The organism is Corynebacterium canis (assembly GCF_030408595.1).
GTDB lineage: Bacteria > Actinomycetota > Actinomycetes > Mycobacteriales > Mycobacteriaceae > Corynebacterium > Corynebacterium canis.
Genome location: NZ_CP047080.1, coordinates 738,292 through 752,645, shown reverse-complemented (window position 1 = coordinate 752,645; position 14,354 = coordinate 738,292). Strand labels below are relative to the sequence as shown.

Sequence of the window (14,354 nt, the reverse complement as noted above, 5' to 3'; positions counted from 1 at the left end):
TTCGTGCTCCTAGAGGAAACGCACTCAACCATAATGGTTAGCTCAGCATCGCTTCCAGTTCCTTTAATTGTGGCAGGTGATCCGGCTCAAACGTGTGATTCCAGCCAACATAGTGGAACGCGGCGCGCACGCGGGCGGGGTCCACGCCCTGAAGTTTCGCCCATGCGTGCCTATACACCGCCAGCTGGATCATGGCCGCGCGCATGTCCGCGCCTTTGGGCGGGCTGCCGGTTTTCCAGTCCACGACCAGCCAGCCTTGTTCGCCGTCGCGGAATACCGCATCCATGCGTCCGCGCACCAGGTGTCCGGCGATGGCTACCTCGAAGGGATGCTCCACGTACGCTGGGCTTTTCGACGCCCATTCACTGGCCAAAAAGCGTTCCTTCAGCCGCTCCAACTCCGCGCCGTGCACATCGGGTTCGGAGTCTTGGAAGAGTTGGTCTTCATCGAGGAGGCTGCTGCGGCCGTAGCGGTCTTCGATCCATTGGTGCAGGGCCGTTCCGCGTTTGGCAAAAGAGTTCGGTTTAAAGGGCACGGGCCGGCGCAGGCGGCGGGCGAATTGGGTGGGGCTATTGCGCAGGGCAACCATGTCGCTGGCGGTCAATTCCCGTCCGATTTCCACCTCCACTGTGGGGTTGCTCAGGCGGCGTTGCTCCTCCAGGATGGCGGTGACTTCCTGTTCCCACAGGGTCTCTAAGTCGCCTTCGGTATTGGGCGGCGGCAGGGCGTCCAGGGCTTGGCGCACGAGAGCGGCGCCGGCGGCGATGCCTTCCGCATTGGTGGTAAAGGCCGGCGCGGGGAAGATGGCGCTCGGCGGCGTTGCGGCGGCCTCGTCTTCGGCGTCCGCACCCTCGAACCATTCGGACACGCATTCGGGCGCTAGGTCCGCGAGCAGCGCGAGTCCGTGGTAGGGAGCGCCCGCCGTGCCGGTGTCGCTCAGCTGGGATCCCGTCACATAGAGCACACGTTCGGACCTGGTGAGGGCGACATAGAACAGCCGGGTGGTTTCCTCAAACACGCCCGCCTTGAAATCCTCGCGGTGCGCCTTGAGCGCATCCTCCAATTGCTTGCGGTTTTCCGCATCGGTGACATCCAGCACGGGGGCGCCGCCGCCGGTGCCATCGTGGTCCGCGTCACCGCGCAGCGAGGACGGGATCTCCTCCACCTTGGTCACCCAGGTGTTCACCTTGACGCGCGGCGTGCTGTCGTCCTCATAGGTGGTATTGGCGGCGTGCAGCACGCTCACCACGTCCCATTCCAAACCCTTGGCTGCGTGGGCGGTAAGGATCTGCACGCGATCCGCCCGCACCTGCACCTCGCCGCGCGCAAACCCCTTGTCCTTGGCCTTGGCCAGCTGGAAATACGCAAGCATCCCCTTTAACGAGGCCCCGGGCACCATGGCATAGGCGTTGACCTCCTCGGCGAGGCGGTCGAGGTGGACGGTGCCCGGCGCGCCGTCGGCACGCGGATCCTGGCGCGCCAACACCTCCGTGCGCACGCCCAACACACGTTCTATTTCGGCGAACAAATCCGGCAGCGGCTGCCCCAGGCTGCGGGTGCGCACATGACGCAGCTCCGCGGCCAATTCGGACAGGCGCTCAAAGCCCGCGGGCGTGTAGCGTTCGGGCTCACCGAGGTCGGCCACGGCGTCGGCAAGCCCGACCTGCGCTTCGGGTTCGGCGCGCATGGTCTGCTCCACAATCTGGTGCAAACGTTCGAGCGGGTCGGTGGCCACCGGAGGCAAATCCGCCACCGCGCGGCCCGCCAAATTGGTCACGCGATTGCCCAAAGCCAACAGGTCGCTGGCGCCCAAACCTACGTGCGGACCGGCAAGAATGCGCAAAGCGGACGCCGTATCGAGTGGGTTCACCAACATCGCGGCGAAGGCGATCACATCCGCCACCTCCGGCACCTCCAACAGGCCGGACAGGCTCACCACCTCCACGGGAATGCCGCGGGCCTGCAATTGCGCCGCCATCGCCGCGCTATGCCGGTTCTTGCGCACCAATACCGCGCCCGTAAACGTCTTCCCGGCATCCTTGCGCGCGTGGTATTCCTCCGCCAGCCGGTCCGCCACCCACGCCTGCTCCGAAGCGGCGGTATCGAACCACCCCAGGTGCACCTCGCCGGGGGTAGCGCCCGGACGCGGGGTCAGCGGCTGCACCGTACGATTCGGCGCGTTCGCCGGGCCCAGCACCTCCGCGGACACCCCATTGGCCAGGTGCAACACCTCCGCCGGATTGCGCCAACTGGTGGTCAGCTGCTTTTTCGGCGCCAAGCTGGTGTCGCCCTGGCGGTCCACCACGGGGAAATCGCTCATAAAATGCTGCAGATTGGCGGCGGTGGCCCCGCGCCAACCGTAAATGGATTGCATGGGGTCGCCCACGGCGGTGACCGTCAACCCCGGGTCCATGCCGCCGCCGAACAGGCTGCGCAATAGCACGCGCTGGGCGTGGCTGGTGTCCTGGTATTCATCCAGCATGACCACGCGGAAGCGGCGGCGCAGCGCATAGCCCACCTGGGGGCGGGTCTCCGCCAGCCGGGCGGCCAGCGACATTTGCTCGCCAAAGGTGACCACATTGCGCTCCGCCAGCGTGGTTTTTAGGGCCTTGACCAGCGGCAGGTACTCCATGCGCAGCTGCTGCTGATCGCAAATGCGTTGACTGTCCTTGTTCAGCGCGTCCCGCTGCCGCGGCGCCTTGGGCAGCTCCTGAAACAGGCGCAACAGCGGTTCCGTTTCCGCCACGATATCGTCGAGGCTGACCATGTGGTTATCTATGCTGCCGGTGAGGTTCAGCAGCGTATCCGTCACCGATGCCGGGCTCGACGAAGTGGTGAGGTTGCCGCCGTAATCGCGCACCAGGTCCCAGGCGATCTGGAACAATTCCGTCTGGCTGATCACCCGGGCCGAGGGTTCCACCGGCAGCAACAGGCCGAACTCCCCCACCACGCGGCCCGCGAAGGAATCGTAGGTGGACACGGTCGGGGTGATGGCTTGCAGGGCGTCGCCAAGCTTTCCGGTGGGGTCGATATCGCGCAACCCGTCGATGCCGGCCAGCACGCCAAGCCTGCGCCGGATGCGTTGCGAAAGCTGTTGGGCCGCCTTGCGGGTAAACGTCAGGCCCAGCACCTGCTCCGGGGTGGCCAGGCCGTTGGCCACCAGCCACACCACGCGCGCCGCCATGGTTTCGGTTTTGCCCGCGCCCGCGCCCGCGACCACCAGCATGGGTCCAGGGTCGGCGCCGATCACCGCCGCTTGTTGTTCGGTGGGCGGGAATTCTTGCCCAAGGGCTTGGGAAAGCGCGATCGGCGAGATGCGGCTACACATGGGTGGTCATCCGTCCTTCGGGTTGCAGCGGGCACAGGGCGCGCAGGTTGCATTTGGCGCAGGCGTCAGTCACGCGCACGGCCAGCTCCGGCCCACGGATTTCCAACGCCAGTTCGGGCAGCCAGGCGGCCAGCTCATCGAGCTGTTCCGGGGGCAGCGCTGCCTGCATGCGCACCGGCACTTTTTGCTGCTCCGGCGCGGGGAACACCAGTACGCCACCGCCGACGGGTGCCGGGGTTTCGTCGGCGCGGGCGGTGCGGACCCTGCCGTCTTCCACCACGCCCCGGGACAGCGCCAATTGATACGCGGCGAGCTGCGCATGTTCGCTCATACTTTTGTCCGGGGGCATGGTTTTGCCGGTTTTCAGGTCCACCACCACCAGCGCGCCGGAGCCTTCACGCTCGAGGCGGTCCATGCGCCCCTTGATGGCCACGCCTTGCCCGTCGGGGGTTTCGCCGATGGTCACCCGCAGCGGCATTTCCACTCCTACCTGCGTATATGCCGAACGGCTCGTGGAAAGCCAGAGGTTTGTGCGCGAGATAAGGTGCTCCCAATCCGCCAGCGCGGAGGGCATTTTCCACTCCGGTTCGTTGAGCAATTGCTGGTACGCCTGCGTGACGATGCCCTGCGCCTGCTTCGCGTCCACCCCCCGCGCCACCGCCTCCGCGAACGCATGTACGAGGGTGCCGCGGAGCAGGTGAATGGGCGTATCCTCCTCGGTTTCCAGATTGCCGAGGGTCGCCTTGAGCGGGCATTGCGCAATAGCCTCAATGCGCGATGGCGAAAGCGTGAGCGACTGCCCGGGGTCCTGCAAAGCGCCACCCGTGACGGGCCGCAATCCCCACCATTCATCGGGGTGCGCACCGTACACCCCAGCCTCGGCCAAACGTGCTAATTGCCGGGCCGCTTGTCGACGCCGCGACTCCCGCTCCGCCCCGTCCGATACCACCCGCCGCAGCTCGGCGATGAGCGATGGCACGGACAGGACCCGCAATTGCTCCGGATCTTTACCCTCCACCTGTTCTGCATCCCCGCCAACCCGTTCGACCGACACGTCGAGTTCCCACATAAACCGGGAAGGCTCCATCACCTCATTGGAATCGGGGCTTTCCACCGCCGTGACCAAGAGCCGGTGGTTGGCGCGGGAACAAGCCATGCGGAACAATCGCCGCTCCTCTTCCAGGCGCTCCACGGCGCGGCTGATGGGCTGGTTGGGGTCGATGCCGTCGTCGATAAGATCGACAAGCTCCTCCTGGCCGAACAGGGTGCCGGTCTCCCCCAACGACGGCCAACCGCCCTCCTGCACCCCGGCGATACACACCGTGTGCCAATGCCTGCCCCCGGTGGCGTGCGCCGTAAGCAATGGCACCGCCTCCGGGGTAATGCCCCGACGATCCCGAGCACCGGTGGGCAATTGCTGCTCTTCGATATGTCGAATAAAGCTTTCAATGCTGGCGCCGGGGCGACGCTCGACGAAGTCCCCCGCGGCGTCGAAAAGCGTCATCACGGCGTCGAGGTCGCGATCGGCCTGGGAGCCCGACGCCCCGCCGCGCAGACTGGCAGCCATCAGGCGCTCGGCAAGGCCCGTCGCCTCCCACAACGCCCACAACACCTGCTCCACGGAACCCGCGACGGCAGCCTGGGAACCCGCGGCCAACACGGTGCGGATGCGATCCAACACCGCAACCTCGCGTTCGGTCAAACCTTCAATCACCTCGGGGTCCTGGGCGTCGCGGCGGGGCAACACCAAATCCGCCAACACATCGAGCGCGCGGCGCTGACCGCCACGGCCGAGCTCCCCCTGGCGCAACCCGCGCAACAGGCGACGCAGAGTCACCGGGTCCGCGCCACCCACCGGACCGAGGGCAAGCTCCTCCAATTCATCGTGGGTGAGATCGCGTTGCAGGGAACGCACGCCCAAGATCAGGGAGGCGACAATGCGCTGCTCCGCAAGCACCACGTCGGTGGGATCAAGGTGCACGGGCACGCCGGCGGCCAATAACCCGCGCCGCACCGAGCCCAATTGGCCGGCCGAACGCACGATCACCGCCATGTCTTGCCACGGCACGCCCTGCAGCAGGTGGGCGCGCCGCAAAGTATCCGCGACCAGGGCGATCTGGGTTCCCGGGGTATCGGCGATCACCGCGGAAACCTTAGGCGAATAAAACGCATGTGTGAGCGTGAGTTCGTGCTGCACCGGGGTGCGCATCAAAAAACTCGGGCGGGCACCGCGAAACCGAAACACCGATTGCTCGGGATCGCCGGCGAGCAACACCAATTTCGCTGCGGGCATCAAAGTACGGAACAGCTCGGCGGTGCGTGGGTCCATGTGCTGCGCGTCGTCGATAATCATGGTGTGGATGCGGCGCTGCGTGCGTTCCAACACCTCCGGATGGAGCTGCAACACATACAACGCGGCAGTAACCAACTCGGACGCGTTATAGCCACGGTAGCCCGAAAGCTCCATCGTGCGCTCGTATTCGCGCATAAATTCGCCTGCCGCAGTCCACAACGGGCGACCATGCTGCCGGCCCAGGTGCTCCAAATCCTCCGGGCCGAGGCCGCGTTCCTGAGCGCGCAGCAGGAAATCCCGCAGGCCGCGCGCGAAACCCAAAAACCCCAACGCCTCACGCTGCTCCGCGGGCCAGATCGCCGCGCCGTGCTCCACATGGCCGGCCAGCAATTCCCGGATCATGGCATCCTGCTCCGCGCCGGTAAGCAACCGGGCGTTCTCCTCACCCAGGCGGACGATAGCAAACGCGAGCGAATGGGCGGAACGGACGAGGGGGCCGTCCGAAACGAAACCAAGGTGGGCGATCTGGTCCGCGATCTCCTGGCGCAACTTCGCGCCGGACTCCTTCGAATGAGCGACAACCAGAATGCCGGAAGGCGGCACGCCGCGGCGCAGCGACTCCAACACCACATCGACCACCAAGCGGCTCACCCCCGAACCCGCGGGCCCAGTCACGCGCCACGTGCCACCGGTTTCCACAATCTTCACAGCATCGGCGCTGGGTGTGCGCGGTTGCGTGGCTTTGCTGGGGACAAGGCGGACGTCCGGGTGAGGGGGCTGCTGGAATCTCCGAGCGGGCTCGAATTCACTCATGCCCTCCAGTGTGTCAGACGCTGCAAACAAGATCCCCCACCGGTCCCTCCGCATTCGCACATTTGTTTGGGCGGGTGTGGGGGTGTGACCTGCGAGGTCGCCGACGGTTTGCGTGAAAGTCGGGGTGTCCGTACCTCGAATCGCCCACGTATAGTTTGAACTTTTTCGAACCATTGAGCCTGTCGAATCTGCCTGAGGCAGATGTAACACAGCCGCTTCGCGTTCCTGCGGAAATGCCACCACGCGGCTGCTGGCGTGGCGGATCTGCCTGGGCGCGGCGGCTGGCGTGGCGGATCTGCCTGGGCGGGGAACTCTACAGACGCTTCAACCCCTCGAAATCACCCCGCCGCCGGTAGGTTGTGGTCGCACGCCGGTGGCCGAAAAGTCACTGCCGCCGCCGAGGCCGATGGGCTGTGCACAACCACCCAGGTCAATGGGTTGTGTACAACCGCCGACCTGGGGCTGGTCTTTCTATTCTTCATTCGGGGGTCCAACGAAGAAATCCAGGACGAATCTGGCCCAAAAACCCCGCAGCTCGTCTTTCCATTCTTCGTTGAGCGCTCCAAAGAAGAAATTCCGGACGATCGCAGGTCAACGGCTGCACACAACCTATCAGGGCAAGTTGCCGGCAAGGCCGTGAAGCACAGACAAGATTGAACCTTTGCCAGCCATCGGCTCTGCGACATCTGCCTCAGGCAGATCTGACAGCTCGAATTCGGCGTCCTGCGGAAATGCCACCGCGCGGCGGCTGGCGTGTCGGATCTGCCTTGGCGCGGAGCTCGGGAGACGCCTCAACCCCTCCACATCACACCGCCGATGGGTTGTGCACAACCGCTCGGGGCTTAGCCAGGCCTAGCGCAGCGCTACATCTGAGGGACGATGAGTCGTGCGCAACCGCCGACCTGGGACTCGTCTTTCTATTCTTCATTCGGGGGTCCAACGAAGAAATCCAGGACGAATCTGGCCCAAAAACCCCGCAGCTCGTCTTTCCATTCTTCGTTGACCACCCCAATGAAGAAATTCCGGACCATCGCAGGTCAACGGCTGCACACAACCTATCGGCAAGCAAGGGCCGGCGAAGCTTCCCAGACGACGAATGTCGAACTATCCCGAACCATTGGCCCCGCCACATCTGCCTCAGGCAGATCTGACAGGGCAAGTTCGGCGTCCTGCGGAAACACCACCGCGCGGCGGCTGGCGTGTCGGATCTGCCTTGGCGCGGAGCTCGGGAGACGCTTCAACCCCTCGAAATCACCCCGCCGCCGGTAGGTAGCGCGCAACCGGTAGGTTTGCGGGGTGGATTTGTTCAACCGATCGGTATGCGGGGTGGTTGTGTGCAAGCGATCTCGGCGTGGCGTGGCCCGCGAAGCGGGGCGGCTACGCAGGGGGCACTTAGAGGCCTCGGACGAGGTAGGCGACGAGCTTCTCCATGTTGGCGCGGGTGGATTCTTGGGCGCTGGGGTGGAGGGTGTGCACGAAAAGTCGATAAAGGGTTGCGCGCAGGACGAGTTGGCCGATCTCGGGGATATGGGCGAACCGGCGGATGATCTTATAGTCGACGGCGCCGGCGATCATGCCGTCGACCATGACCTGGACGGCGGTATAGCCGTGGGGGCGGGCGACCGGCAGAATGTCCGTAACCACCGGCATGTTTGTGCCTTGGTACAAGGTGGTGGCCAGCATATCGGCGTGGCCGACCTGGCGGCGGGAACGAAGCTCCTTAAGATGCGGGGTGATCTTGGCAGCGAGATGCAGGGCCGCGAGCTGTTCTTCCTTGGGGGTGGCCGTGACATCGAGGCCGGATTCCAACACGCCGGCCGGGTTCGCCGACCAGGCCGCGCGGTCCGCCACGGCGAATAAATCGTGATGGGACCAAGGCGCGCGGACGGAGGAAACGGCGCTGTCGGGTACGGGCAGGTCGGCCAGGGCGTCGGCAAGCCGGAGCGCGGCACACACGGTTTCGTCTACACGCCGGGCCACCTCGCCCTCCACAAATGCGGAGGCGCGCCAGCCGCTCACCACGAGGCGACCATCGGTGGCGCGAACGGGGCGGACCATGCGCACACCCAAAGGCTGTAGCGTTTCCCGAACCTTCGCGGACCACGAAGCCTGCACCGGGTCAATCACCTGCGACAACACGGTGTGATTGATGCGGACACCATAATCCCAGGCTTGCCCCAACACTTCGGCAGGGCCGGTGCCTACATGGAAGGCGCTTCGAACACGGTCAGGAATCAGGTCCATGGCGGACATTTTAATCACGCATCCACCAAGCGGTGATACCGCCATCCAAGGAGGTCACATCAACGAAACCCGCGCCTTCCAGCAACAGCGCCGCTACCCGGGAACGGGCGCCGGCCGCGCAATACACGGCGACAGGGCGCTCCCTATCTAATTGGGCAACGCTGGAAAAATCGTCGTTGCGCAGGGCGGATAAGGGGGCGAACACAGGCTGCCCTAAGACCCCGCCGCGCCATTCGTGTGGCTCGCGGACATCGATGATCGTGACGCCGGAAGCAACCAAATCCTGCCACTCGGAAACCGGAACCGAACGCACCTGTGTGGGGGATTCCAATTCGCACGCGGGGGCCTGGGAAAACGTATGCCGCAACGCCTCACTATCCGGGGATTGCGCAAAGCGCACCGTGCGGAAATTCGCCCGGGCGCCGTCCCAAATACCGATCCTGCCTACCAGGGGCTCGCCGACTACGGTGATCAATTTGATTACCTCCGCAGCCATCATCGTGCCGATCACCCCGGGCAGCACTCCCAACACGCCGGCCTCGGCGCAATTTTGTGCGTTCGCCGGGGGTTCCGGGTACACGTCGCGCAGGGTATAGCCCTCCGCAAACACGGAAATCTGGCCTTCGAAACGGTACACCGCGCCCCACACCACGGGGATCCCCAGGTCCGCGCAATGGTCCGACACGAGGTAGCGGGTGGCAAAATTATCGGAGCCGTCCACCACAATGTCGTAGCGGGACAGGGTATCCACCACATTGCCGGCGTTCAGGCGGGAATCGTATTGCTCCACCTTCACGTCCGGGTTCAGCGCCTCCACCCACTGCGCCGCCGAGGTTACCTTCGCCTCCCCCACCGCGCGCAGGGAGTGAATTACTTGGCGCTGGAGATTGGATTCTTCCACCGCATCTCCATCGATAATGCCCAGGGTGCCTACGCCCGCAGCGGCAAGGTATTGGATCACGGGGGAACCGAGTCCGCCGGCGCCGACGCACAACACGCGGGCACCCAATAACGCGCGCTGCCCCTCCAGGCCAATGCCGGGAAGGGTCAGGTGGCGGGCGTAGCGGTGGGCGTTAACCGGCGTGGGGGAAGGGCCACGGGTTTGTCGCGCAGGTTGCGTTGTCATCCGGGTAGACCTCCTCTGGGTTAATCCCATGCAACTCGGAATTATTCACACTCAACGTCTGCTGCATCATAATCGGCGCCAATTCGCCGTCTTTCGCACACGGCTGGTGGCTGGCAAACCCAATGCCATGGCCCACCTCGTGGTTCACCATGTACTGGCGGTAAGAGCCCAGGTCACCTTCGAAAGGAAGTGCGCCCCGCACCCAGCGAGATTCATTTAAAATCACGCGATTGCCGGCTGAGGTAAAGCAGCTAGTCTCCATTTTAATATCAAAACCGCAGTTGTTGTGCGTAGTTTGGGCGGAAGCCAGCTGAATTCTTAAATCGGGCTCCTCGTCCGGGCCGACATGCCGGAAACCGAACTTAGGGTCGCCGATCCAGCCCTTCGGATTCCCCAAGGTCGCATCAATCATCGCGGCGAAGCTATCGTCCCCGCCGTACACAGTCGTATCAATGCCGTCTTCAATCTCCACCACATAGGTAAACACCCGCTCCAGGCCCTGCCCCATTTGCTCGCCGGGCGCACCCACCAGGCGGAAGGTGCCCACCCCGGCCTCCGCATAGGGCGCGCCCGGGGGCAGGTCCCCGGTGGCCAAGTGCGGTTTCTCCGATTCCGCAGGATTCGGGCCACTGCCACGACCGGTCACCGCGGAGGTAACCACGGAGGTCGCGGCGGTTCGATCCGCCGTGGTATTGGTGGCACCATCGGTGGTGCTGCCCAATAACACATCAACGAACACCCAAATAGTAATCACAAACAGCACCGGAATCGCATACGCCCGCCACCCGAATTCACGGGCAAATCGAACGAGCAGCGGTTCCGGCTCTGGACGGCGTTGCCTAGAAATGGCTTACTCCCTTGAACGAGCCTGCATGATGAACGAAAATCAACATTCACCCTTGGGTAAAGGGCGCTAACCGGAGGGGATCACACACGCGCACAGCCGGGAACGCTTACCCGGCGAAACCAACCTGTCGCGCTTGGTTTTTCCCCACCTCCACATAGGCAATGCGGCTATTACGCACCACATACTGGCGGCCTTTATCGTCGGCCAGCTGCAGGACACCAGCGTCATCGGCCACCGCGGCGGTTACCAACGCAAGCACTTCGTCCTGCGTCTGGTTGGATACCACAACGAGTTCCCGTGCGGAATCGCTAAACCCAATTTTAATGTCCATTTACTCCACTCTTTCTTGAAAGCATGCATGAAAGCGCACATCCACTACATGAAAGCTCACGGCACCGCGTGGCTTCAAATACTGGCTACTGCCGGCTTTCATACTTTGCCTATGCAGTACTCATGCTATGTGCTTGTGGCGGAAAAGCCGTGCACTGACGCGCCCTGAATCGAGGGCCCTGCACCATCATAGACACCAGACAACTAGTATCAATGACGTGTCTGCTCAAGTTCACGGTACCCCAGGTTCAGTCGGCCCGACCTTCGCGGAACTCGGCGTCGCAATCGAAATTACGGACGCCCTCGCCGCCGCCGGGATCACGCACACCTTTGCGATTCAGGAGCTCACGCTGCCAGTCGCGCTGGATGGCGGGGATATTATCGGCCAGGCCCGCACCGGCATGGGCAAAACGCTCGGCTTCGGCATCCCCGTCTTAGACCGCGTGTTCGACTCCGCCGATGTCGAGGAAATCGACGGAACACCCCGCGCGCTCATCGTCGTGCCCACGCGTGAACTGGCCATCCAGGTAGGCGAAGACCTAGAGGTAGCAGCTAAAAATCTGCCCCTAAGAATCCTTACCATTTATGGGGGCAAGCCCTATGAGGAACAGATTTCCGCCTTACAAAAGGGCATAGACATTGTTGTGGGCACACCGGGCCGCCTCATTGACTTATATCAGCGACACAGCCTCGCCTTGGACCGCGTGGCAATCCTCGTCCTTGATGAAGCTGACGAGATGCTAGACCTAGGCTTCCTCCCGGACATTGAAAAGCTGCTCAAGGCGTTGACGCACCCGCACCAAACGATGCTGTTTTCCGCCACCATGCCGGGCCCGATCATTACCTTGGCGCGCAGCTTTATGCACAAACCGATGCACATTAGGGCGGAATCGCCGAATGCGGGGCAGACGCATTCCACCACGCGCCAGGTGGTGTTCCAGGCGCACCGAATGGATAAGACGGCGATTACCTCGCGGGTATTGCAGGCGGAAGGCCGCGGCCGGACGATCATTTTTACCCGCACGAAGCGCACGGCGGCGCAGGTTGCGGAAGAGCTCGCGGCCTGCGGGTTCACGGTAGGCGCGGTGCACGGGGATATGGGCCAGGTGGCACGGGAGAAATCGCTAGCGGCGTTCCGCGACGGAACGATCGATATACTCGTGGCCACGGATGTCGCGGCCCGTGGCATCGATGTTACGGATGTCACCCACGTGATCAATTACCAAACCCCCGACGATGAGATGACGTATGTGCACCGCATCGGGCGCACGGGCCGCGCTGGACATTCTGGTACCGCCGTGACTTTGGTGGGCTACGATGAGCTGCCGAAATGGCAGGCGATCAATGCGGAGCTGGGGTTGGAGCAGCCGAACCCTCCGCAGTGGTTTTCCACCTCGCCCGAGCTTTTCAGCGCCCTCGACATCCCCGCCTCAGCCACCGGCACCGTTGGCCCCGCCCGCAAGGTTTTCGGCGGTGTCGGGGCCATTCGGACCCAACGGCAATTGCGCGGCCCGCGTCGCACCGGAACTCGGCGGCGCCGATGAATCGCAATATCGTTATCGCCGCGGCACTGACCACGTGCGCCGTCTTGGGCATAGGCAATGTTTGGTACCACGCGCCGGCGCGCCACGCGGAGCTCCAATCCGCCAGTGAGCAATTCACCCCTGCCCCAACGCCGACCTCCCCGCCGCGTTCGGTCACCCAGATTTGGGAGGCCACAGATACGTCGGTGGGTGCCCGCCCGGTGAATATTGACGGCATTGTGGTCGCGGCGTCGAAAAGCACGGTTACGGCGATGGACCCCAGCACCGGCGAAACCATATGGACCTACGCCCGTGACCTGGACGTGTGCTCACTCGCGGCGGCGTTTCACACGGTGGTGGCAACGTTCCGCAATAGCGCGGGCTGCGGCGACGTCACGTCTATCGACGCCGCGTCCGGCACCTACCGAGCAACCCGCAGCGCCGCAGCACCCGCCGAAGTCTGGCCGCTCAGCTCCAACGATGCGGTAGGAACCTATAACGAGGAACGCGTGGAACTCTGGCGCAGCGACATGGTGCGCACAGTCGAATACGGCGACTCGCCGATCAAGGCGGAACCGAACCTGCAACCCCACGAAGAATGCGTAATCCACAGCGCCGGAACCCGGAAATCCCTGGTGGCGGTCGTGGAAACCTGCCCGGAAACGATGCTGCGCTACCAAAAACGCGTGCCGGATGATTCGCGGGAACCGAAAATCACGCGGGATATCTCCATTCCGGGTTCCGAGGCGCAGCTCGTGGCCGTGGGACAGACCGGGGCGGCCGTGTATGTGGCTCAGCCAACTCCACGGATTCTCTCATATGTCACCGAGCATCCCATCGTGGCGGAGGTGGAACGGGCGCCGGTGCCGGACTCCCGGGAAATGGCGGACCTGCCGCACCACATGACATGGTTCGATGGGGCACGGCTTTACTTGTTAAAACCTGAGGATCTGAGCGTAACTCACATCTTTAAGGACGCCCTGGGCACAGGAACCGCCGTTGGGGATAGGTTGCTGTTCCCCGTGCGGGACGGTATTGCCGTAGCCAATTGGAGCAATGGGGAAATCGAATATACGATCCCCGTGGATCGGAGCGGCTACGAGGGCAGGGTGTCGCTCGCTTTGGTGGGAGACACCTTGGTGGAAAAGCGGGGCGAACAACTGGTCGGTTTGCGCTAGTCCCGGTAGCGGGCGGTGGTCCAGCTGACCGCCGTCTTGCTAAACAATTGGCTGAGCCCGAAAATGCCGAGGAGCAGCACGGGGACCCCCCAAATCCACTGGCCCGCTTGGGCAACGTAATAAGCCAGCGGGAGGAGGAAAATGTTCCACATGACAACCGGGCCGCGGCCCCAGCGGCGTCCGCGCACCATCATCCAGGCGGCCACGCCTACGGTTCCGAACACAATGATCAAAAACAGCGGGGTGCCGAGGATTAGGTAGAGCCCGCGCGGGTTTTCCGTCCAAATCTTGCCTATATCCTGGTGAAACAGCAGAAATATCGCGAAGATAATGCCGACGACCGCCTCGGCTAGGCTCAACCACCCAGCGCGGCGCACGGTGGCCGGCGGCAAATATTTCGAATCAGTCACAGTGAACAAGTTTACCTGCGCACAACTTTGCCCCCGCGCTCAGGAAACACACCCGTGCGATCCCCCTGCTGCAGATTCCGCGAATTGACGGAATGGCGCACAATATACTCACCGCGACAAAACAATTATTTCCGCAGGTAGGGGCGGTGTTTTTTGGCGCGGCAGGTGGGTAATTCGAGGTGTGCACGATCCATATAACGCAGCCGTCGTGGCACCCTCTCTTGTGATTTCTGACACATTTTCAACCTAAACTCTAGCCAAG

Annotated in this window: 9 protein-coding genes; 2 read left to right on the top strand and 7 right to left on the bottom strand. The window is 63.4% G+C overall.

What is annotated here, in order from left to right:
- Window positions 1-37: 37 nt before the first annotated feature.
- The 6 genes from CCANI_RS03310 to CCANI_RS03285 form a co-directional block, all read right to left on the bottom strand.
- Window positions 38-3,328 carry an ATP-dependent helicase gene (locus CCANI_RS03310; protein WP_146323825.1) on the bottom strand — a complete coding sequence of 1,097 codons (3,291 nt, stop codon included), beginning with the start codon at window positions 3,326-3,328 and terminating at the stop codon, window positions 38-40.
- Window positions 3,321-6,434, bottom strand: coding sequence for an ATP-dependent DNA helicase (locus tag CCANI_RS03305; RefSeq protein WP_146323826.1), 3,114 nt, complete (start codon window positions 6,432-6,434; stop codon window positions 3,321-3,323). The genes CCANI_RS03310 and CCANI_RS03305 overlap by 8 nt, the downstream gene beginning before the upstream one ends.
- A gap of 1,392 nt (window positions 6,435-7,826) precedes the next feature.
- Entirely contained in the window at window positions 7,827-8,678 is an 852-nt protein-coding gene (locus CCANI_RS03300) for a TIGR02569 family protein (RefSeq protein WP_146323827.1), read from the bottom strand.
- Window positions 8,679-8,688: 10 nt separating this feature from the next.
- Window positions 8,689-9,804: a molybdopterin-synthase adenylyltransferase MoeB gene (gene moeB, locus CCANI_RS03295; RefSeq protein ID WP_146323828.1), complete on the bottom strand. Its 1,116-nt coding sequence runs from the start codon at window positions 9,802-9,804 to the stop codon at window positions 8,689-8,691.
- Complete coding sequence (locus tag CCANI_RS03290) at window positions 9,752-10,618, bottom strand: DUF3152 domain-containing protein (RefSeq protein WP_246118181.1); 867 nt, start codon at window positions 10,616-10,618, stop codon at window positions 9,752-9,754. Before CCANI_RS03290 ends, moeB begins: the two co-directional genes overlap by 53 nt.
- A gap of 139 nt (window positions 10,619-10,757) precedes the next feature.
- Window positions 10,758-10,982, bottom strand: a complete 225-nt coding sequence (locus CCANI_RS03285; protein ID WP_146323830.1) for a DUF3107 domain-containing protein — start codon at window positions 10,980-10,982, stop codon at window positions 10,758-10,760.
- A 127-nt stretch (window positions 10,983-11,109) separates the two neighbouring features.
- Between CCANI_RS03285 and CCANI_RS03280 the strand changes: the two genes are divergently transcribed.
- Both CCANI_RS03280 and CCANI_RS03275 read left to right on the top strand, forming a co-directional pair.
- On the top strand, window positions 11,110-12,525 hold the full coding sequence (locus tag CCANI_RS03280) for a DEAD/DEAH box helicase (RefSeq protein ID WP_146323831.1): 1,416 nt from the start codon (window positions 11,110-11,112) through the stop codon (window positions 12,523-12,525).
- A complete protein-coding gene (locus tag CCANI_RS03275; protein ID WP_146323832.1) occupies window positions 12,522-13,682 on the top strand; it encodes an Rv3212 family protein in 1,161 nt (386 codons plus the stop codon). The genes CCANI_RS03280 and CCANI_RS03275 overlap by 4 nt, the downstream gene beginning before the upstream one ends.
- Here CCANI_RS03275 and CCANI_RS03270 read toward each other — a convergent pair.
- Window positions 13,679-14,092: a hypothetical protein gene (locus CCANI_RS03270; RefSeq protein WP_146323833.1), complete on the bottom strand. Its 414-nt coding sequence runs from the start codon at window positions 14,090-14,092 to the stop codon at window positions 13,679-13,681. The genes CCANI_RS03275 and CCANI_RS03270 overlap by 4 nt on opposite strands.
- Window positions 14,093-14,354 lie beyond the last annotated feature (262 nt).

What these genes read in the sequence shown, in the direction of transcription:
- CCANI_RS03285 (WP_146323830.1), bottom strand. Translation starts at nt 10,982, where the DNA reads ATGGACATTAAAATTGGGTTTAGCGATTCCGCACGGGAACTCGTTGTG.
- CCANI_RS03310 (WP_146323825.1), bottom strand. Translation starts at nt 3,328, where the DNA reads ATGTGTAGCCGCATCTCGCCGATCGCGCTTTCCCAAGCCCTTGGGCAA.
- CCANI_RS03300 (WP_146323827.1), bottom strand. Translation starts at nt 8,678, where the DNA reads ATGGACCTGATTCCTGACCGTGTTCGAAGCGCCTTCCATGTAGGCACC.
- moeB (WP_146323828.1), bottom strand. Translation starts at nt 9,804, where the DNA reads ATGACAACGCAACCTGCGCGACAAACCCGTGGCCCTTCCCCCACGCCG.
- CCANI_RS03275 (WP_146323832.1), top strand. Translation starts at nt 12,522, where the DNA reads ATGAATCGCAATATCGTTATCGCCGCGGCACTGACCACGTGCGCCGTC.
- CCANI_RS03305 (WP_146323826.1), bottom strand. Translation starts at nt 6,434, where the DNA reads ATGAGTGAATTCGAGCCCGCTCGGAGATTCCAGCAGCCCCCTCACCCG.
- CCANI_RS03280 (WP_146323831.1), top strand. Translation starts at nt 11,110, where the DNA reads ATGTGCTTGTGGCGGAAAAGCCGTGCACTGACGCGCCCTGAATCGAGG.